Origin of the sequence: Vagococcus hydrophili, assembly GCF_011304195.1 — a bacterium.
In the GTDB taxonomy this organism is placed as follows: domain Bacteria; phylum Bacillota; class Bacilli; order Lactobacillales; family Vagococcaceae; genus Vagococcus; species Vagococcus hydrophili.
Map to the genome: position 1 here is coordinate 43,519 of NZ_CP049887.1, position 21,689 is coordinate 65,207.

Here is a 21,689-nt window from a genome sequence, read left to right on the forward strand (position 1 = left end):
ATTAGTCAGCCAGCTTTCTATCAATCACTTTAACTAATTCTTCACGAACACTTTTCACTGGAATCGCTGTAATAACAGAACCTAAGAATCCTCTAGTAACAAGTCTTTCCGCCTCTTTTTGAGGCAAGCCACGACTCATTAAGTAGTACAATTCATCTGGATCTAAACGACCGGCACTGGCAGCATGCCCGGCAGTTACTTCAAATTCATCAATTAAAAGAATTGGGTTCGCATCTCCTCTTGCTTTATCTGAAAGCATTAAAACACGACTTTCTTGTTGCGCATCTGCTCCCTTAGCACCTTTTAGAATATGACCAATTCCGTTGAATGTTAAGGTTCCACGATCACGAATCACACCATGTTGTAAAATATTACCTATCGAATGAGAGGCTTTATTAGTGACACGCGTATCAATTCCTTGAGTTTGACGACCTGAACTGATTGCCACAACTTTTACTTCTGAATGAGAGCCTTCGCCTACTAAATCAGAATCAAAATCAGCAATCACATCGCCATCATTCATAATACCTAATGCCCAATCAAGACTAGCATCACGCATGATGTAGCCACGACGGTTCATATAAGTTGTAACGTCTTTACCTAAGCGATCAATCGCAGCAAATTTCACTTTTGAACCAGGTTTAGCAATGACTTCAACGACCATATTAGCGGATAGTTTTTCACTTGTTTCCCCTTCAGATTGAAGTCTTTCAAGGTAAGTGATTTCACTGTTTTCCTCAGCCACGATTAAAACATGCTTAATCCAAGCACTATTGTCTTCCATGTTTTGGAAGAATAATGATTCAAAGGTATCTTTAACCACTACATTTTTAGGCACATAAAGGAAAACTCCACCATTTAACATAGCAGCGTGGAAAGCTGTTAATTTATCTTCATTCATTGGCACAGCTTTTGTCATGAAGTATTTTTCAACTAGTTCACTATGTTCCTTCATGGCTGTAAAGATATCTGTAAATATGACCCCTTGTTCTGATAATTCAACTGGCATTTGCTCATAAAGAGTGGTTGTACGTCCTTGAATAATCATTGGATTGTCTTCCATCTCATCAAAAGAAGGCATTACTGGATTACCTAAAATCTCTTCGTTAAGGTTGCCCACATTCATTAGTGGCCAACGATGAATTTTCACTCGTTCAATATTAGGTAATTCTAATTCAGTCAATTGTTTAGCTGCCTTAAGACGCAAATCAAGCATCCATTGTGGCTCTTCCTGACTTGCTGAAAATAAGGTAATGTCGTCAAGATAATCTTCGATATTAAAATTTTTCATTTACCTTGTCTCCCTTCCTTTACGCCTCGTCCTCTTCAAAGTGGATGCCTAATTCTTCACTGATTCCTTTGTAACCCTCTGCTTCTAAGCGTTGTGCCAATTCAGCACCACCTGTTTTAACCACGCGACCCTCCATCATAATATGAACCACATCTGGCACGATATAGTTTAATAAACGTTGGTAGTGAGTGATGATTAATGAACCAAAATTGTCTCCACGCATTTCGTTCACGCCTTTTGAAACCACTTGAAGGGCATCAATGTCAAGACCAGAGTCAATTTCATCTAAAATCGCGAAAGTTGGTTCTAACATTAATAATTGTAAAATTTCATTACGTTTTTTCTCTCCACCAGAGAAGCCTTCGTTTAAGTAACGTTCTGCCATTTCTTCTGGCATATCTAATAAAGCCATTTTTTCATCTAGTTTATCAATGAAGTCCATCACTGATATTTTATCGTCTTCAGCACGTTTTGAATTGATCGCAGCGCGCATAAATTCAGCATTGGTGATTCCTGGAATTTCACTTGGGTATTGAACAGCTAAAAATAGACCAGCACGAGCGCGCTCGTCAACTTCCATTTCTAAGACATCTTCACCGTCTAAAAGAATTTCACCTTTAGTTACTGTGTAATTTGGATTTCCCATAATAGCAGCTGATAAGGTTGATTTACCAGTTCCATTTGGTCCCATGATTGCGTGGATTTCACCTGTTTTCATGGTTAAGTTAACACCTTTTAAAATTTCTTTGTCTTCAATTGAGACATGTAAGTTTTTTATTTCTAAAACGGACATTTTATTCCCTCCATTTGTTATATTCAAACACAATTTTCTACACCCTTTATTCTAGCTCAATTGAGAATGAACTTCAATCGGTTTCACTTCGATATTTATTTATATAATAATAACCATTAAATTATAATACACAAATGATAACTAGTATAAATAAAAAATACATTCTACTCTCTTTAATTCTCCCTAAATAAAGAAAAAAGCTTGTGATATTTTAAAAATATCAACAAGCTTATCTACTCTTATTTTCTTTTTTTAACTAAATATAAAATAGTGGTTCCTAAAACTGTAAAACTACCTACTAATTGTGCTATTAATGAAGTTCTTTCATTTGTCTGAGGTAACTTCTTATTGACAGATGCGTAGGTTTTACCATTATCTTTATTTGCATTTCCAGTGTTAGTTGGTAAAATTTCAATCGCAAAAAAAGTAGGCGCTTTTGTCGGACGAGGACCTTCTGTTAAATCTTCTACATCAATATTTTTTAAATTATTTTCTTTTATATATTCTTTTTTAAGTTCTGTAAGACCTTCTTCTGACAATTTAAAAATAGGTACAATAGTTGTCTTACCTGCTTTTAATGCTTTAAACTCTCCATTTTCATTCATCTCAATAAATTCATTTTTAATTGGAGTAAACTTGCCAATGTATTTAATATCATACTTATATTTCACAGTAACTTGGCCTGTTTCTCCAACTGATAATTTCGTTTTATTGATTGTATAGTTTTCAAATACTCCCATATTAATTAATGGAATTTCAATCTGAATCAGCGGTCTAACATCTTTCTGAATAAAAACAATCTCATCTTCTTTAATATTATCATGTCCTGATTGTTTAATATAAGCTTGCTTAATTTCTTTTAATGATCCCTCAGAAATAATAAATTCAGGAGATAATACTGCTTTACTATTAGGTTTTAAAGCAGTCACTTCACCAGTAGTACTAAGTTGTAAATATTTATCAGAGAAGTTTTTAAATTCACCTTTAAGTTCCACTCCCAATATGGGTGCTACCTTAATTGTTTCTTTATTACCAACTTCTAATTTCTTTTGATTAAAAATAAATTGAGGTGTAATATCTATTTTATGTTCTGATTTTTGAGTTGAATCCACAATCTCAATTGGAATCAATTGAAGATTTTCTCTAACTACAAATTCAATATCCTCTTCTTTGATATTCTCATTACCTGGTTGTTTAATGTAAGCTTGTTTAATTTCTTTTTTCGTTTTTTCTGACATTTTAAATGTCGGTGCAATCTTAGTCTTTCCTACTTTTAATGATTTAACTTCACCAGTTTCAGAAACTTTAACCAAATCATTTTCATTAACTAATCCAAATGTACCTTCTAACTCAACACCCATGATTGGAGATACATGTAATTGTGTACTTTTTCCAAGTTCAATTTTACTTTGATCGATTGAATAACTTTCTTTGACATCAATTTTCACCTTGTTATTTTGTACATCCTCAGTTTTTTCTGGCTTACTAATCTCATCTTTTACCAAGTTTTCGGCGTAAGCAGTTGCTGAAAATAAAAGTGTTCCTCCTAAAATAAGGCCAAATAAACTCTTTTTCATATTACTCCTCCTAATTAAATGAATTAATAATCTAATTGTACCATTTTTTAAACTAATTTTTATTATTTGATAATAAAATATTTAATTTCTCTTTATCCATTAAAACCAAATGATAAATATAATATTTTTCTCTTTTTCCGATTGTCTTTTCACATAAATACTAGGATAATAGGTTTGTAAACTGTTGAACAACAAAATACTCTGTTGAGGCAATGATTTGAAAGGAGCGCATCAACTTACTTGTGAATATAATAACAATAGAGGAGCTATATCATGAAAACAAATCGTACAGAAAAAATGTTGAACATTATGAAGGAGCAAGAAGTCGGTCAATTATTAATCTCAGATCCAGCGACTATTTTTTATTTAACAGATTACTGGATTCATCCTGGTGAACGATTATTAGTTTTGGTTTTATCTGATACAGGTGAACACACTCTTGTTGTTAATAAACTTTTCCCTATTACTGAAGATTTAGGGGTGAATTTGGTTTATATTGATGACACAGATGACGCTGTAGCAAAAGTCCTTGAATTTGTTCATGCAGATAAAAAAATCGGGATTGATAAAAACTGGCCATCAAAATTCTTGCTTAACTTGTTAGAAAAAGTTCCTAATGCTAAACTTTGCAATGGTTCTGACATTACAGATAGTGTGCGTGCTCATAAAGACAACGAAGAGCTTGATCTTATGCGCGAGGTATCAAAAGACAATGATAACGCTATTGAACAATTAAGAGACTTAGTACCACTGGAGCTTGATGAGCTTGAAATGACCGATCGTTTGGCTGCCATCTACAAAGAATTAGGCAATAGTGGCTTTTCATTTGACCCAATCATTGCTTACGGGGCTAATGGGGCTGACCCACATCACATGACAGATGATTCTACCGTTAAAGTTGGCGATAGTATTATTCTAGACATTGGTGGGGTTAAAAATTCTTACTGTTCTGATATGACGCGAACTTACTTCTATAAAGAAGTCTCAGAAAAAAGCCGTGACGTGTATGAAACGTGTTTAGAAGCCAATCGCCGTGCCATTGAAATGGTAAAACCTGGCGTGCGTTTTTGTGACATTGATGCCGCAGCTCGTGATTACATCACAGAAAAAGGTTACGGTGAATACTTCACGCATAGAACAGGTCATTTTATCGGGATCGAATGTCATGAAACTGGTGACGTATCAGGCTCAAACACCGCCGTTGCAGAACCTGGTATGATTTTCTCTGTGGAACCTGGGATTTACATTCCTGGTGAAGTTGGCGTTCGAATTGAAGATTTAATTATCTGTACAGAAGATGGCTACGAAAACTTAAATCACGTATCGAAAGAACTACAAATTATTGGTTAAGGAGTGTCTGATTTAATGAAAATAACAGAAGGCTACATGCCTTATTTAGACAAGTATCAAACGTACTACCGGATTATTGGTGAAGAAAATCCAGAGAAAGCACCGCTTGTTCTCTTACACGGAGGTCCTGGTTCAACTCACAATTATTTTGAAATGCTCGATAATTTAGCCCGCGATGGTCGTCAATTGATTATGTATGATCAACTTGGTTGCGGATTATCATCCATGCCGGATGAGCCAACTCTTTGGAACTCTACCATTTGGATTGAAGAGTTAGTCGCTCTAAGAAAACACCTCAATTTAGAAAATATCCACTTACTTGGTCAATCTTGGGGTGGCATGATGGCAATTGAATACTTGTGCGATTACCAACCTGAAGGAATTAAAAGTGCCATTTTATCTAGTACTCTTCCCTCTTCAAAACTCTGGGGTGAAGAGCAACACCGCATGATTAAATATCTTTCAGAAGAAGATCAAGAAGCAATTAGAGTTGCTGAATCTGAATGGAATTTTGAAAATGATGCTTATATTACAGCTAACGATCATTTTATGGTTCGTCATGCAGCGGATAACCCATCTCCTGACATGCCAGAGCCATTAAGACGTCAAAAAAATTCTGGTGCTCAAAGTTACCTATACGCTTGGGGTCCAAATGAATACACACCAAGTGGAACGTTGAAAGATTTTTATTACACAGATAAACTACACACAATTGACAAACCAACCTTGATTACAAGTGGGGCTGATGATTTATGTACGCCATATATTGCTAAAACAATGTATGACCGCATTCCTAATGCCACATGGGAATTATTCCAACATAGCCGTCACATGCCTTTTGTGGATCAAAATCAAGAATACATGACATTATTAACTGAATGGTTAAATAAACATGACTAATATTAGGAAGGGGTATACACATGAATGACGTTGCTGCTCAGACATCTGGGAAAAAACCTGTTTCATTTTATTTTTGTTCCATCTCTTTTACTTTTGAAAGAATGGCGTATTACTCAGCTAAATGGTTGCTTTATTATTTTCTAACTTACCAAGCTATAAAAGGCGGGTTAGGTCTTGATAAAGGACAAGCTGCCATGCTTCAAGCAAACTTAGTGGCGTACACTTATCTAGCTCCTGTTTTCGGGGGATATATTGCTGACCGTTTTGTTGGGGCTCGCTATTTGATTCCTTTAGGAGCCTTTATTATGGGTATTGGCTATTATGTTGGGTCTATTGCCACAAGCGTTGGTATGATTCATTTAATGGTTTTCTTAGTTGCTGTCGGAACTGGGCTATTTAAAGGAAACCTATCTGCCATTACTGGACAATTATTTAATGATAAAAAAGAACTTGATACCGCATTTTCTGTTCAATATTCTTTTGTTAACATTGGTTCACTAGTTGGGACTACAGTTATCCCAATTATCGTTTATAATATTTTTAAATCCGGTGAGTTACCAGGTTTTTCTGAAGGCTTTTTATTTGCCGCTATTATCTGTTTCATCTGTGGTATTTGGTTTATCTTCGGGTGGCGATTCCTAGGTGACGCAGGAAAACGACCTTTTAAAGAAGGCATTGTTAAAGAAGAAAAAGCGGAAGTGAAAAAACCTTTAACAACCATTGAGAAAAAACGAGTAGGAGCGATTTTTCTAATTTCATTCTTCTCAATTATTTTCTGGTTGTTCTGGTACATGTCTTATTTATCTGTTTATGATTACATGGATAATTTTATCCAAAATAAAGTTGGTTCTTATACAATCCCAACAGCTTGGTTTGATTCCTTAAACGGTTTATGGTGTATTGTGTTAGGTCCAATTTTAGGTATCTTATGGCTTAAACTAGCCAATCGTGCCCAAGGTGATATGAGTCTCTTCAAAAAATTAGGAATCGGCTTACTTTTCCTAGGTAGTTCATACTTAATGTTAATAGCTGCTGAATTACAGCGTGGTGTTGGTGCACCTGATACAGCTAAAGCAAGTATGATTTGGATTATTCTGTTCTCGATTCTTTTATCATTAGGCGAAATGTTCTTCTCTCCTCTTGGTAATTCATTCATCACTAAGTACTCACCAAAAAGTATTCTTTCAGTAATGATGGGTGTTTGGACAGTGGCAACTTTTATCGCTGGTAAAGGTTATGGTTACATGTATGCCTTCGTTTTAAAATTCGATATGATGCAAGCTTACATTGGGATTCCCATTGTTTTAATCATCGCAGCTTGTTTACTTTTCATCTTTAATAAGAAGTTAATTACACTCGTTGAAGACGAAGATCCAATCGAAGAATAAAAAAATAAACGACGTATGATTTAAGCTTTTGGCTTAGAACATACGTCGTTTTAATTTTCTTAGTCCGAGTTCAAAGAGCAGCTCCTTCGGCAACTTCACAAGTCAAAATCAATCGAAAGTACCGATTGTTTTTGACTTCCTCCAGCTGCTCAGAGCTAAACGCTCTTTTCACTACTCTTATATACGGTGTCTAGAAAGCAGCTTTTTCGGAAATAAACTGAAACTCAATAAAATTTGAGAAGCAATTTTTTTGAGTTCCTTTTTATTTCTCAAAGCTAAACGCTTCCGAGACAACCTTTATTAATCCACTACCGAGATTGTCCCGTTCCATTTTTCTTTGATGAAGGCTTTGATTTCATCTGAATGGAGAACTTCGACTAGGGCTTTGATTTTTTTGCTGTCTTTGTCTTCTGTTCTTGCGGCGATCACGTTAGCGTATGGTGAGTTGTCACCTTCCACAATCACGCCATCTTTTTCAGGATTTAAGCCGATATTTTCTGCAAAGTTGGCATTAATCGCGATTAAATCTCCTTCATTATTTTCATAAGTTGTTGTCATGATTGCTGGGTCAATGTCATACTTGAATTTCAAGTTTTTAGGATTTTCAGCGATATCATCAAATGTTGCTTCAACTAAATTTGTTCCTTCTTTGACTTTAACTAAGCCAGCATCTTGAAGCATTGTAATCACACGTCCCCAGTCCGTTTGTGAGTTACTCACTAAAACTGTGGCACCGTTTTTAACATCCTTCACGTCTTTTACTGATTTAGAATAGAAAGCCATTTTTTCTAAATGAATTGCTCCTGCATTGATGAAATCATAATGCTTATCTTTGATTTCTTTATCTAAATAAGGAATGTGTTGGAAGTAATTTGCATCTAATTCTTTTTCTGCCAAAGCTTTGTTTGGTAGGACAAAATCTTGAAAAACTTTGATTTCAAGGTCATATCCTTGTTCTTCAAGTAGTGGTTTAGCTTGTTCTAAAATTTCTGCATGGGGTGTTGCAGAAGCTCCCACGACGATTTTATTTGGATCATTTTTAGACTTAGCGACTGCTTTTTCAGACGAACCTTGTCCGCCACCAATAATCAATGTTAAGGCTGCAACCGCAACAATGATCGCGCCAAATCCTAAACCTAGTTTTTTCTTACTAATGCCACTACTTGACGTTTCTCTTTTATCCACTAATTTAACTAGTAGATCGCCAATCCATTGAATGATAAAAACGATGAGTAGAATAAGTAAGGTTGATAACATAATAATAGAATAATCATTGCCCATAAAACCAGCTTGATACGCAAGAGTTCCTAATCCACCAGCACCTACTGCACCAGCCATTGCTGTAAAACCAATCATCGTAATCGTTGTAACGGTCACGCCTGAAATAAGCGCAGGTAAACTTTCTGGAATCAAAACTTTAAAAATAATTTGAAACTTGTTGGCTCCCATTGCTTCACTAGCTTCTAAAACACCTTTGTCTACTTCACGAAAAGCAATATCAACAAGACGCGCGTAAAACGGTGCTGCAGATAAAACAAGTGCTGGTACTGCCGCACTTGGCCCAAGCATAGTTCCTATCAACGTCTTAACCACTGGAAATAGTAAAATCATTAAAATAATGAAAGGAACGGATCTGAAAGTATTACTGATTAAGGAAACAACCCCGTAACCAAATTTAAAAATAGGTTTGTCATTTTTCTCGAAATAGAAAAGCATTAGACCAACTAAAATTCCTAAGACAATCACGAAAAACATTGAAACTAAGGTCATATATAATGTTTCTTTAGTTGCTGTGATGAATGCTTCTGATTTAACATGTGAAAAATCAAAATATGTTTGTAAAAATCCTTTATCCATATTGTAATACCTCAATTCCTAACCCATTTTTTTCAAAAAAGACTAAACTTTCACTTAAAATACTAGATTCTCCAGTGAGTTGAACCAACATCGTTCCAAATGACATTTGATTGGTTCGTCTAATATTAGCTTGAAGCACGTTAACATCAACAGGATATTGTTGAATTAATTTTGAAATCACGGCTTCATTGGCTTTTTCTGCCTCAAATAATAATCTGACAATCATGCCATCTGGATAAGCATCTAACAAGTATTGAATCGCTTCTTCGTTTTCCTCTCCGTCGACTAAAGCGTCCTGTTTTACAAAGTTTTTCGTCACCGTACTTTGAGGATTTTTGAAAACTGAGAAAACTTCTCCTGTTTCAATGACCTGTCCTTGTTCCATAACTGCTACCTTATGACAAATTTTACGAATCACATTCATCTCATGGGTAATCAAAACAATCGTTAAATTAAGCTTTTTATTAATATCTAACAACAAGTCCAACACTTCATCCGTTGTTTGCGGATCAAGAGCACTCGTTGCTTCATCACATAATAAAATTTCTGGTTCATTAGCTAATGCCCGAGCAATCCCAACTCTTTGTTTCTGTCCACCTGATAACTCACTTGGATACGCATGTTCTTTTCCTTCTAAGCCAACAAGTTTCAGTAATTCTGTGGCACGTTTCACTCGTTCATTTTTAGGATAATTGCTTAATTCTAATGGTAATAAAATATTATCTAATACAGTTCTTGACCATAGAAGGTTAAAATGCTGAAAAATCATACCGACTTTCTTTCTAAAATCACGTAACTCTTTTCCTTTTAGTTGCCCAACATTTTTTCCACCAATGATAACATCTCCTGATGTGGGTGTTTCTAAATTATTAAGTAGACGAATCAAAGAACTTTTACCAGCACCTGAGAATCCTATCACACCAAAAATCTCACCTTTTTCAATGGTTAGATTGACATTATTAACTGCGGTTACTTGATTTTTTTTCGTTTCATAAATTTTATTAACTTGTTTTAATTCGATTAAACTCATACGTCTTCCTCCTTTTGATATAAAATAAAAAAGCTTCCCTCCTCTATCTACTTTTATAAAAAAGTAAACAAAGGACGAAAGCATTTTTTCGTGTTACCACCTTTAATTCGTCATTATCTCACAATAACAACCTCACCCAGTACGCAAGAATTACCTTTAAATACTGTTGTCCGCTAACGGGAACTCCCGAAGAAAGTTAACAATCGCTCACTCTCCTGTGCTCAAAGACCATCTTCCATTTTCTTCTTAGCTCCTCTTTCTCACCACCCGAGGTCTCTTAAAACTGTCCAAAAATGTACTCTTCTTCTCAACGCTTTTATATATTGAAATTAGTCTAACAAACTAATGAGAAAGTGTCAATGAAATTTTAATAATCAGTTGATTTAATTGTTTTTTAGTAAATTATACTTAAAAAGAATTTCATTTGATGGTAGAATAGAGACGTAGTTTAGCGTTTACAAATATATATACAAGAGGAGTTTTTATAAATGGAATTAGCAAAATATGTTGACCACACCCTTTTAAAACCAGATTCAACAAGAGATCAAATCAAACAATTATGTGAAGAAGCTGCAGAGCATGAATTTGCCTCTGTTTGTGTCAATCCTTACTGGGTTAAATATTCAAGTGAATTATTAAAAGATTCTGTTGCTAAAGTTTGTACAGTTATTGGTTTCCCTTTAGGAGCTAACACAACTGAAACTAAAGTTTTCGAAACAAAAGATGCAATTTATAATGGCGCTGATGAAGTAGATATGGTTATCAACATTGGCGAATTAAAAGCTAAAAACTATGAGTTCATTCAAGCTGACATTGAAGCAGTTGTTGAAGCAGCTCATCCAAATACATTAGTAAAAGTTATTATCGAAACTTGTCTTTTAACAGACGAAGAAATCATTAAAGCATCTGAATTAGTTGTTGCTGCAAAAGCTGATTTCGTTAAAACTTCAACTGGTTTCTCAACAGGCGGTGCTACTTTTGAAGCCGTAAAATTAATGAAAGATACAGTTGGCGACAAAGCCTTAGTTAAAGCTTCAGGCGGCGTTCGTTCAGTAGAAGACGCTGTTAAAATGATCGAATTAGGCGCTGACCGCTTAGGAACAAGCTCTGGTTTAAGTTTAGTTGATCCAACAGGAACTACAGAAGCAAAAGGATATTAAAAAAGAATGAATAAAAAATCGTACTGCTCCGAGTAACTGGAGGTAATCACAGGTAATCTGCTTTTTGGATTATTTGTGATTAGTGAAGTTACCGAAGGAGCAGATTTTTTATTCCGGACTACATAGAGTGGTGAAAATGGCGGTTAGCTCTGAGCAACTGGAGGAAATAAAAAATAATTCGTGCTTTTTGAATTAATTTTTATTTTTGAAGTTGTTGAAGGAGCTGCCATTTGAACCCGGATTAATTAGAGTGAAAAAAAACAACCCATAACTCCACCGAGTTACAGGTTGTTTTTTCTATTTCTTCACCACTAAATCAATGGCTTCTTGCAATTTTTCATCGGTTAAATCATCTGCCGTTAAACAGTCTTTTAAGTTTTCAGCCACAATAACCCCTATCGCGCGGTCAATACTTGAGCGAATGGCAGATAATTGAATCACGATGTCACGACAAGGTTGTTCATCTTCTACCATCTTGATGACACCACGGATTTGACCTTCACTACGCTTTAAACGATTCTTTATTTTTTTTCTTGTTTCATCAGTCTCTGTCATGATGTTACCTCCTAAAAACTTCTCCACTCTATTTTAGCCGTTAACAGTAGAATAAAGCAAATGTGAGCCATCTAAATTTTTAACTTGATAGCCATTTTGAACGAGCATTCTAGAAGCAATGTAACTTCTTTGACCACTATGACAACTGACAATGATTTCTTTATCTTTTGGAAGTTCAGTCATTCTCTCTCTCAACTCATTTAAAGGCAAGTTAACAAATCCTGGAATATTACCCTTTTCAAACTCAGTAGGTGTTCTCACGTCTAGTAAATAAGCACCAGAATCACGTTTCTCAGATAGTTCCGATAATTGAATATTATCTGTCACGCCTTCCATAATATTCAGCGCTGCATAGCCTGCCATATTTACCACATCTTTTGCTGAACCAAACGGAGGTGCATAGGTTAATTCTAACTCAGGCAGTTCATCCACTGTCATACCCGCTTTAATTGCTGTAGCGATAATATCGATTCGTTTATCAGCACCATCTTGTCCGACAGCTTGTGCTCCGTAAATTTCCCCTGTTGTTGGGTTAAACAATAATTTCAAGAAAACCATACTTGCATTTGGATAATACCCTGCATGATTTTTCCCATCAATATGAACCACTTTAAACTCATAATTTAGAGCTTGGAGTTGTCTTTCCGTTAAACCTGTTGAGGCAACCGCTTGATTAAAGACACGTACAATAGCTGTGCCAATACTGCCTTTATTCTTACGTTTCATCCCACCTAAAATATCAGCAACTTGGCGACCTTGACGATTGGCTGGTGAGGCTAGTGCAATCATTGTATCTTCTTTAGTAATTTGATGCTTCACAATAATCGCATCTCCTACAGCATAGATATCTTTAACAGAGGTTTGATAGTCTTCATCAACTAAAATACCGCCACGCATGCCTAATTCAATTCCCGCAAATTCAGCTAAACCATTCTCTGGTCGAACACCAACTGACAAAATAATTAAATCGGTAGCTATCTTTTCTCCTGTTGCTAAAACGAGAGACTTTCCTTCATCCTCAATAGCAACAACGCTCGTTTCTGTTAAGACAGTTAAACCATTAGCCACAAGCTCATTATGAGCAAATGCTGCCATCTCATAATCAACCGTTGGAAGAACATGAGGTGCCATTTCAATAATCGTCACTTCAACTCCGCGATTTGCCAAACTTTCTGCCATCTCTAACCCAATAAATCCCGCACCAATCACTGCTGCTTTTTTAGGTTTGGTTTCTTCAATAGCTGTCACAATCTTATCAACATCAGGTACATTTCTTAAAGTAAATAAATTGTCTGCCGTTTCAATTCCCTCTAACGGTGGAATAAATGGTTTTGCGCCTGGTGATAAAACTAATTGATCGTAACTTAATGTATAAATATCTTCATCTGTTTTAACTTCAATAGTTTTCTGATCAGAATCAACGCTAATAACTTCTGAAGACACACGAACATCTAAGTTAAATCTTGCTTTTAACGATTGTGGCGTTTGAACTAACAAACTGCTACGCTCTTTAATTTCGCCAGATACGTAGTAGGGTAATCCACAATTGGCAAAAGAAACATCTGGTCCTTTTTCAATAATGATAATTTCTCTAGTTTCATCCAAACGACGTAATCTAGTCGCACAAGACATGCCTCCAGCAACACCACCAACAATAACTGTTCTACTCATTTATTTTCCCACCTTTACAGAATTTCGCCAAACATTCATGCCACCTTGAACATTAAAAGCATCATAACCTTGCTTGATTAATAAATCAGCTGCTTGCTTACTTCTAGCACCAGACTGACAAATCACATACACAGGTTGGTCTGTTTTTTTCTTATAGCCTGAAATACGGTTAAGTGGAATATTTTTAGCCTTGGCGATATGACCACTCTCAAACTCCATCTCACTTCTAACATCGATTAATTCAATTGGTTTCTTTAACTTCTCTTCTAATTGACTCATAGTAATACTAGGTACTTTTTTAAATAAAAACATAACGTTCCTCCATCTTGTTGACACACCTAATATACCCCCTGCCCTATAAAAAGAAAAGAAAAATGCTCAGAAAAGAAAAAGTGATGAAAAAGGCGTTTAGCTACAAGCAGCTGGAGGAAATAAAAATTAATCCACGGGTTTGGGATTCTTTTTTATTTTTGAAGTTGCCGCAGTAGCTGCCTTTTGAATCACGACTAATAAAGAATGATGAAAAATGCGATTGGCTACAAGCAACTGGAGGAAATAAAAAGAGAAAGAAATTCCCTTCTCTATCTCTTAATTGCTTCTTAGTTGTTCTAATACCTCTTTTAATTCGATTTCCAAAGCATTTTTAGTTGCTTCATCACTTCCCATGGTTAGTTTTGAAAGTAAACTTGTTTTGCGCATTTCAAGAACCATTTTTTGCTCTTTTTTTTGAGAGCGTGGTTTGATTTGTTTTTGATTAGTCAAATTGATTACTTGTTGATTTTTTATTTCAAGCACTGTATCTGCTACTTTTTTTACAAAATATTGATCATGGCTCACAAAAATAATGGAACCTTGATAGGCAATCAAAGCCTCCTCCAAAACTTGCAATGACTCAATATCTAAATGATTCGTCGGTTCATCTAAAATAAGCACATTACTTTTTCCTAGAATCATTTTAGCAATCGCAACTTTAGTCCGCTCGCCACCACTTAAAACATTCACTTGTTTATTCACTGTCGTTCCTCTGAACAATAAATGTGCCAGTAAATCCCTTGCAACTTGCGGTTCATAAATTGATGTCTGATTCACATTTTCAAAAATCGTTTTCTCTTCATCTAGTTGATTTAAACTTTGACTAAAGTAAGCAAACTCCGCTTTTTGAGCGATATCTAATTGACTTTCCTTATCTAGTATTGCTTTTAAAAGTGTGGTTTTTCCACTGCCGTTATCACCAACTAAAGCTGTTTTTTCACCTGTTTTAATTACAAATGTAGCATCCTTAAGTAAGGTTTTCTGACCTACTTTTAAATCAACGTTTCTGCCTTCTATTAAAAACTGACGATGGATCTTTTGACCTTCTGTAAATGGTAAAACTAATGGTTGTTTCTTCCATGGTTTTTCAATAACCTCTAACTTTTCTAAACGTGTTTCCATGGCTAACGCTTGCTTAGATAAGGCTTTTTTGGCTGTTTGACCTTTACCACGCTTGTGTAGTCTTGCTTCTGAGTTTCCCATTCGTTTAGGCGCTTTTTTTATCCCTGTACTTTTATCATGCAATTCCTGAATAGAGCCGGTCAAACGCTCTTTTTCTCTGACATAATTTTGAAATTTCTTCTGATATTCTTTTTCTTCAATTTCCTTTTGTTCTAGGTAAGCATCATAATTACCACTATAATGAGTCACTTTACTATCTTCAATCTCAATGATTTCCTCACACATTTGATTTAAAAAATCACGGTCGTGAGAAACCATTAACAAACTCCCTTGATATCTTTTGAGCTCCTTAATTAAAAACTGACGCCCCTTTTGATCCAAATGGTTTGTCGCTTCATCTGCTAGTAAAATCTCAGCATCCATTTGAATCGCTTGGCGAATTTTTTCTTTCGTCTGCTCCCCACCGCTCTTAGAATTATCTAATTCTAAAAATTGATCAATGATTGAGACACTACCAGAATAAATTATTTGGCCTTCATCTTTTTCAACGCTACCTGAAATTAAATTAAGGAGCGTTGTTTTACCACTGCCATTTTTCCCAACGATTCCGATGCGACTTTGAGAACTAATCGTTAATTCTGGAATATCAATTAATAAACGTTCTCCAATATATTTTTTTAAATTTATTATCTTTATAGACATAAAGACATCATCCTTTCACTTTACGAATGGATGATGTCTTTTAAAATATACACAAAAAATTCACAGAAAAACACACCAAAAAAGGCAGTTTTTTCTTGCTTCACATGTTAGTATATAGGTAAAATAAGCACACTCATCCACTGTAATTTTTAAAATTTTTCAAAAAATTAGTTAGCGAATGAATTCCACATAGTCTTAAGTACCTATTCCTCTCTTCAAATTAACTACATGTTAACAAATTAGTTTTGCTATTTCAAGAGAAATTTACTTGATTCATTGATTTTATTTGTTAAAATAAGAATGTTAACGATATCCACCAAATGAAGAAAGGAAGTTCTTTATGTCTTCATCTATACAAAAAACAGCAGAACAACACTATTTTGAAACACAAGGTACTGAAAAAGAGTTCTTAGATTGGTACAAAACACAGCATTTTCCAACTCAAGACATGCCATCCGTCACAGTTGATATGGTTATGTTTTGCTACAATAAAGAAACAGATGACTTTAAACTATTACTAATCAAAAGAAAAACCCATCCCTTCCAAAATTCCTGGGCACTGCCTGGGGATTTGTTAGAAACGGAGAAGCAACTTCTGATAGTTGTATCAGAGAAACCAAAGAAGAAACCAACGTCTCAATTACTCATAGCCATGTGGAGCAACTTCACACCTTTAGTACACCAGGACGTGACCCTCGTGGTTGGGTTATTACAGTGAGTTACTTGGCTTTTATCGGCGAAGAACCTTTAAAAGCTGGCGATCAAGCGTCTGATGCAACTTGGTTCTCCCTTGATAGAAAAGATAACCTTCTTTACCTACGAAACGAGGAGGACGCTGAGATCATTTTAAACATTGAAACTGGCGAATCTCTTGGCAAAGAAAGTTTGGCTTTTGACCATTCACAAATTATTATTAAAGCTTTTAATCGTGTGTGTAATAAAATGTATCACGAGCCTCAAGTCTTGCGTGTTTTAGGAAATGAGTTTACAATTACAGAAGCAAGAAAAGTTTACGCTAAATTTTTAGGACTGGATTATAAAGAAATTGATCATTCTAATTTCAAAAAATCCCTTCTACCTTATTTTAAAGAAATTGGAGAAAAGCCAACTGGTGTTGGTCGTCCCTCTAAAATTTATGAATTAAAATTTTAACTTTAGAAAGAAGTGAGTTTGGTTATGGAAAAAATTATTTCTGCTAAAGATGGTTCTCCCATCTTCTACCGTACAATTGGACAAGGTGAACCCCTTTTCTTTATTCATGGAAATAGCGGCTCTCACCAATACTTTAAACGTCAAATCGATTACTTTAAAGACCATTACCAGCTTATCTTAATGGACACTCGTGACCATGGTCTTTCTAAAAACAAAACAGATAAACTAACTTTTGAACAAATCATGGCTGATATTAAAATGATTTTGAAAAATGAAAAAATTAAAAAAACAGCCTTTTTCGGCTTTAGTGATGGCGCAAATATTGCCTTAACATTTGCCACATATAATCAAGAATTTGTGAGTAAGTTAATCTTAGTTTCACCTAACATTACTTTCAATCAGTTGATTCCTTATCAACGCTTTATGTCGAATAATTTATATTGGATGGCTAAAAATATCTTACGCTCTCCAAAGAAATCACGTGTTTTTCAATTGGCTCGTAAAGATCTACCTATTTTACCGGAGCAAACAAGAGCGCTAAGAATCCCTTCACTCTTTATTATGGGGGATCATGATATTGTCACACCAGATAAAATGCGTTCATTTGTTAGAAATCTACCAAATGCAACTTTAAAAGTCATTAAAAATTGTGGACACTCTGTCCCAAGATTAAAACCAACACAAATCAATCAATTAAGCCTAAATTTTTTATCTAAGAATGTAGCTCAAGCGTAAAAAAAAAGAACCAACTCGAAAAATTGAGTTGGTTCTTTTTTGTGGTTCTAGTTGCTTGGAGTAAAGTGATTTTTTATCCATGCTATGTAGTCCGGGATAAAAAATCTGCTCCTTCGGTAACTTCAGAAAACTCAATCAATCCAAAAAGCGGATTGTTTGAGTTCTCTTCCAGTTACTCGGAGCAAAACGATTTTTTATCCACGCTGTCTTTAAATCGAATATACTGTATGTTGGTTAATTTCGACTTCGACTTCTTCTTTGATCCTTTCTAGTGTTGCTTCATCCCAATCAAAGTAGCGTGACATGTAGTTGATGACTTCTTCTTTAATGTTTAAACATCTCTCAATGTTAAATAACATAGTGCTACTTCTTCTTAATAAGAAGTCGATTGGGTGAATCACCATTTCTTCTTCTAATCCATAACGAAGCATTGCATAAGTCATATCGTCTAATGATGTTTGGTTATCTTCCATTAAGTATTGATAAACACTTGTTACATTTGAGCCATAACGATGTGTTAGTTGGCTTGCTTCTTTTTCAGTCAAGTTGTAGTTGTCTGTTCCAATGCGAATACCATCTTTAACAAATTCTTCAAAGCCTTGGCCTCCGCCTACTTCACCACCAGAAAGAACTTGATTTTTTGTTTGGCAAGAAATATAAACGGCTTCGTATGATTTTTCCATGTCTTTTAAGACTTTATCAACGATTTCTTCTGCCATTTTACGGTAACCAGTTAATTTACCACCAGCAATCGAATAAAGTCCACGATCAGAAACAAAGATTTCATCACGTCTTGAAATTTCAGAAGGATCTTTTCCGTCCTCATGAATTAATGGACGAACTCCTGCCCAAGCTGATTCTACATCTTCTAATTTTAAAGGTTCGATATCAAACATTTGATTCACACCTTCAATAATGTAAGTCACGTCTTCACGTTTGATTTCAGGTTCTGCTGGATTTTTTTCGTAGAACGTATCTGTTGTTCCAATATAAACTTTTTCCTCACGAGGAATAGCGAACATCATTCGGCCGTCGCCATATGGTGTATCAAAGTAAATTGAATTTGTGATTGGGAATCTAGCATTATCGACTACCACATGAACACCTTTTGTTAAGTGTAGGAATTTACCTTTTTTAGAATTATCCATCTCACGAATACTATCTACCCAAGGACCAGCAGCATTGATAATGCGTTTAGCGTAAATTGGGTATTCTTTTTTGTTTATAGTATCAAGAACAGTTACCCCAATGATATTACCTGTTGTGTTACTATAAAGTAATTTAACAACTTTCGCATAACTTGCGATCAGTCCACCCATTTCATTGGCTTTTTTAATGGTTTCAAGAGTTAAACGGCTGTCATCTGTACGATACTCAACGTAAACTCCTGTTCCTTTTAAGCCTTTTTCTTTTAAGAATGGTTCTCTTTTTAATGATTCTTTTTTGTCTAACATAAATTTACGTTCTTCTTTTTTAACACGTGCTAAGCGGTCATAAATATCTAAACCGATTGACGTTGTAAATGAACCAAATGTTCCTTTATCGTAGAATGGTAAGACCATTTTTAAAGGTGTTGTAACATGTGGGGCATTTTCATAAACTACTGCACGCTCTTGTCCGACTTCTGCGACTGTTTTCACATCAAATTGCGCTAAATATCTAAGTCCACCATGAACGAGTTTTGTTGAACGACTCGATGTTCCTGATGAGAAATCTCGCATCTCAACAAGTCCAACATTTAAGCCACGACCGACACCGTCTAAAATAATACCGGCACCCGTAATACCCCCGCCAATGACTAAAACATCTAATTCATTTTGTGACATTTTTTCTAAATGATCAATTCTTTCTCTATTTGAAAATAACATGAAATCACTCCTAGACATTTTTTGTTATTAATCGTTTACACTATATATTTTAACATACTTATTCTATTTTAATCAGTATTTTACTTTAATTTAGTTCACAAATTTTTATTTTGTGCTAGCATGATGGTACTAACAATATTTAAGGAGGAATATTATGGATTGGTCAATTTTAATTCAAATTTTTGTGATTAACTTTTGTTATGTTACCCTTAGCACTTTGCGATTTATGTTAACGATGAAAGGCTACCGAATTGTCGCCCCTCTTGTAAGTATGGCTGAGATTACGATTTACATTGTTGGTTTATCTCTTGTTTTGGATCATGTTGATCAACCTCTTAATATTTTTATTTACGCCTTAGGGTATGCTGTTGGTGTTAGTGTGGGAATTAAAATTGAAGATTATTTAGCTCTAGGTTATATTATGGTCACTGTAATCGTGCCAGATGATGGTTTAAAACCTAATTTTACAGCTGATTTAAGAGATAACGGTTTTGGGGTCACCAAGCACTACGGAGAAGGGAAAGACGGTCAACGCCTTGTCTTAGAAATCCTCTCCCCTCGAAAAAATGAACGACGTCTTTACCGGTTGATTAAAGAACTAGACGAGCGAGCGTTTATCATTTCTCATGAACCTAAATATATTTCTGGTGGCTTTTGGACAAAAAAGATTAAACGACACCAATCAAAATAAAAACAGGGATTGTGACATAAACCATCACAATCCCTGCTTTTTAACTATATGTTTGGGAAATCCCTTCTTATAACAATGTTCTTCCATACTCCTCGATCAACTGAGCAGATTCTTCAATAGATTTGTTCTCTACATTAATCACAGTCGCTCCGATTTGTTGGTAGAGATTTTGTGAAAATTTCAATTCTTCTTTGATTCGCTCTAACGAAACATAGGAAGAACTTCCCGTTAATCCTAATGAAATTAAACGAGACTGACGGACCTTTTTAATATATTCAGGATCAGCTGTTAGACCAATAATTCGTTTTGAATCGATTTGGAATAACTCTTTAGGAATCGGCACTTCAGGGATTAATGGTAGATTAGATACTTTAAAGGAACGATTAGCCAAATACATACTTAAAGGCGTTTTTGATGTTCGCGAGATACCCAATATAACAAAGTCTGATTTGGCGAAACCTTTTGGGTCTTTACCATCATCATATCTCACTGAAAACTCAATGGCTTCCACACGGTTAAAATATTCTTCATCTAATTGATACAAAGAACCACTTTTTGATGAAGGTTCCATTTGCGTTCTTTCTGAAATAATATTAACTAATGGTGACATATAATCAATGTACTCTAAGCCTGTTCTTTTAGAAAAATCGGCACATAAGTCATTTAATTCTTCACTGACTAAAGTAGTGACAACGACCGCTTTTTCTTTTAAAGCATCTGATAAAATATTCGTTAAGACTTCTTTGGAATCCACAAAAGGAAATTTCTTTATTTCGTAATTGTTCAAATCTGGAAATTGTGCTAAGACAGCATTAATCACTCGTTGCGCTGTTTCTCCTATGGAATCTGATACAACAAACAATCTTACTTGTCTATAATGTCTTTCTCTTAATTTATTCATACGTTTCTCTCGCTTCCCATCATAATAAAATGTTGCATAATCCGTGTTTTAGAAATCTTTCCAATAACTTTTTTTGAGCCTTTTTCTTCCACTACAGGAAGTGAATCGACTTCATGTTTCATGATTAAACTACCTGCTTCTAAAATGGTCATCTCAGGCGTTGCGACGATGATATTTGGCATTCTGGTCATAATCACAGCCACTGATAATTCGTTATCTTGATTATTAAGTAAGCTTCTTAATAAATCTTTTCTCGAAACCAATCCAAGTAAATCGCCTGTATTCTCATCAGTTACATATAAAGAACCACTATCGTACATAAACAATGAAGTAGTTGCATCTAATATACTCGTTTTTGGAAAAACAATAATACTTGATGTCATTAATTCTGAAATTTTGGTTTCAAACAACTGATCATGTAATAAAGGTTCAAAATTTAACCCTGAGTAGATATAGCCTACTTTCGGTCTTGCATCTAAAACACCTGTCATTGTCAAAACCGCTAAATCACTTCTTAAGGTTGGTTTGGTTAAACCTAAATGCTCTGCAATTTTATCACCACTAATCGGTTCATTTTCTTTCACAATTTCAATAATTGATTTTTGTCGTTCACTTAACTCCATCTTAGTCCCTC

The 21,689-nt window shown here is 35.0% G+C and carries 18 protein-coding genes, 2 pseudogenes and 1 other annotated feature; of the genes and pseudogenes, 7 read left to right on the plus strand and 13 right to left on the minus strand.

Annotated features, from left to right (window positions below):
- Position 1: 1 nt before the first annotated feature.
- The 3 genes from sufD to G7082_RS00310 form a co-directional block, all read right to left on the minus strand.
- Positions 2-1,291, minus strand: a complete 1,290-nt coding sequence (sufD, locus tag G7082_RS00300) for a Fe-S cluster assembly protein SufD (protein ID WP_166033187.1) — start codon at positions 1,289-1,291, stop codon at positions 2-4.
- Between the two features lie 19 nt (positions 1,292-1,310).
- Complete coding sequence (gene sufC / locus G7082_RS00305; RefSeq protein WP_166033188.1) at positions 1,311-2,084, minus strand: Fe-S cluster assembly ATPase SufC; 774 nt, start codon at positions 2,082-2,084, stop codon at positions 1,311-1,313.
- 239 nt (positions 2,085-2,323) lie between these two features.
- A complete protein-coding gene (locus G7082_RS00310) occupies positions 2,324-3,661 on the minus strand; it encodes an LPXTG cell wall anchor domain-containing protein (RefSeq protein ID WP_166033189.1) in 1,338 nt (445 codons plus the stop codon).
- Positions 3,662-3,934: 273 nt separating this feature from the next.
- On the opposite strand from G7082_RS00310, the gene G7082_RS00315 reads away from it, so the two are divergent.
- The 3 genes from G7082_RS00315 to G7082_RS00325 are packed head-to-tail and all read left to right on the plus strand — an operon-like array spanning position 3,935 to position 7,299.
- Positions 3,935-5,011: a M24 family metallopeptidase gene (locus G7082_RS00315; protein WP_166033190.1), complete on the plus strand. Its 1,077-nt coding sequence runs from the start codon at positions 3,935-3,937 to the stop codon at positions 5,009-5,011.
- 15 nt (positions 5,012-5,026) lie between these two features.
- Positions 5,027-5,911, plus strand: a complete 885-nt coding sequence (gene pepI / locus G7082_RS00320) for a proline iminopeptidase (protein WP_166033191.1) — start codon at positions 5,027-5,029, stop codon at positions 5,909-5,911.
- A gap of 20 nt (positions 5,912-5,931) precedes the next feature.
- Complete coding sequence (locus G7082_RS00325) at positions 5,932-7,299, plus strand: peptide MFS transporter (RefSeq protein ID WP_166033192.1); 1,368 nt, start codon at positions 5,932-5,934, stop codon at positions 7,297-7,299.
- A gap of 300 nt (positions 7,300-7,599) precedes the next feature.
- Here G7082_RS00325 and G7082_RS00330 read toward each other — a convergent pair whose 3' ends face one another.
- The 3 genes and pseudogenes from G7082_RS00330 to G7082_RS00335 all read right to left on the minus strand — a co-directional run bounded on the left by G7082_RS00330 (position 7,600) and on the right by G7082_RS00335 (position 10,186).
- Positions 7,600-8,454, minus strand: coding sequence for a MetQ/NlpA family ABC transporter substrate-binding protein (locus tag G7082_RS00330; protein ID WP_420825040.1), 855 nt, complete (start codon positions 8,452-8,454; stop codon positions 7,600-7,602).
- A gap of 18 nt (positions 8,455-8,472) precedes the next feature.
- Positions 8,473-9,156 (minus strand): annotated as a pseudogene (locus G7082_RS14960) (methionine ABC transporter permease); the annotation flags it as partial.
- A complete protein-coding gene (locus tag G7082_RS00335; RefSeq protein WP_166033193.1) occupies positions 9,149-10,186 on the minus strand; it encodes a methionine ABC transporter ATP-binding protein in 1,038 nt (345 codons plus the stop codon). The pseudogene G7082_RS14960 and the gene G7082_RS00335, both read right to left, overlap by 8 nt.
- Before the next feature lie 67 nt (positions 10,187-10,253).
- Positions 10,254-10,506: a binding site (T-box leader), on the minus strand.
- A 168-nt stretch (positions 10,507-10,674) separates the two neighbouring features.
- Between G7082_RS00335 and deoC the strand changes: the two genes are divergently transcribed.
- Positions 10,675-11,346 (plus strand): deoxyribose-phosphate aldolase, encoded by a 672-nt coding sequence (gene deoC, locus G7082_RS00340; RefSeq protein WP_166033194.1) that lies wholly within the window; start codon positions 10,675-10,677, stop codon positions 11,344-11,346.
- A gap of 297 nt (positions 11,347-11,643) precedes the next feature.
- On the opposite strand, the gene G7082_RS00345 is transcribed toward deoC, so the two are convergent.
- From G7082_RS00345 to abc-f, 4 genes are all read right to left on the minus strand, one after another.
- Entirely contained in the window at positions 11,644-11,901 is a 258-nt protein-coding gene (locus tag G7082_RS00345; RefSeq protein ID WP_166033195.1) for a metal-sensitive transcriptional regulator, read from the minus strand.
- Between the two features lie 33 nt (positions 11,902-11,934).
- On the minus strand, positions 11,935-13,572 hold the full coding sequence (locus G7082_RS00350) for an FAD-dependent oxidoreductase (RefSeq protein WP_166033196.1): 1,638 nt from the start codon (positions 13,570-13,572) through the stop codon (positions 11,935-11,937).
- Positions 13,573-13,884 carry a rhodanese-like domain-containing protein gene (locus G7082_RS00355; protein WP_166033197.1) on the minus strand — a complete coding sequence of 104 codons (312 nt, stop codon included), beginning with the start codon at positions 13,882-13,884 and terminating at the stop codon, positions 13,573-13,575.
- Positions 13,885-14,160: 276 nt separating this feature from the next.
- The gene (gene abc-f, locus G7082_RS00360) at positions 14,161-15,708 is read right to left on the minus strand and encodes a ribosomal protection-like ABC-F family protein (RefSeq protein WP_166033198.1); all 1,548 of its coding nucleotides are present in this window, start codon (positions 15,706-15,708) and stop codon (positions 14,161-14,163) included.
- Between the two features lie 340 nt (positions 15,709-16,048).
- Between abc-f and G7082_RS00365 the strand changes: the two are divergent.
- Positions 16,049-16,860, plus strand: a pseudogene (locus G7082_RS00365) (NUDIX hydrolase).
- Between the two features lie 24 nt (positions 16,861-16,884).
- A complete protein-coding gene (locus tag G7082_RS00370; RefSeq protein WP_166033199.1) occupies positions 16,885-17,595 on the plus strand; it encodes an alpha/beta fold hydrolase in 711 nt (236 codons plus the stop codon).
- Positions 17,596-17,804: 209 nt separating this feature from the next.
- Here the strand turns inward: G7082_RS00370 and G7082_RS00375 are convergent, their stop codons facing one another.
- On the minus strand, positions 17,805-19,463 hold the full coding sequence (locus G7082_RS00375; protein WP_166033200.1) for a glycerol-3-phosphate dehydrogenase/oxidase: 1,659 nt from the start codon (positions 19,461-19,463) through the stop codon (positions 17,805-17,807).
- Positions 19,464-19,614: 151 nt separating this feature from the next.
- Between G7082_RS00375 and G7082_RS00380 the strand changes: the two genes are divergently transcribed.
- Positions 19,615-20,154 carry a DUF2179 domain-containing protein gene (locus G7082_RS00380; RefSeq protein ID WP_420825021.1) on the plus strand — a complete coding sequence of 180 codons (540 nt, stop codon included), beginning with the start codon at positions 19,615-19,617 and terminating at the stop codon, positions 20,152-20,154.
- A 67-nt stretch (positions 20,155-20,221) separates the two neighbouring features.
- Here the strand turns inward: G7082_RS00380 and G7082_RS00385 are convergent, their stop codons facing one another.
- A complete protein-coding gene (locus G7082_RS00385) occupies positions 20,222-21,055 on the minus strand; it encodes a pyruvate, water dikinase regulatory protein (RefSeq protein ID WP_166033202.1) in 834 nt (277 codons plus the stop codon).
- Complete coding sequence (locus tag G7082_RS00390; RefSeq protein WP_166033203.1) at positions 21,052-21,678, minus strand: helix-turn-helix transcriptional regulator; 627 nt, start codon at positions 21,676-21,678, stop codon at positions 21,052-21,054. Before G7082_RS00390 ends, G7082_RS00385 begins: the two co-directional genes overlap by 4 nt.
- Positions 21,679-21,689: the final 11 nt, after the last annotated feature.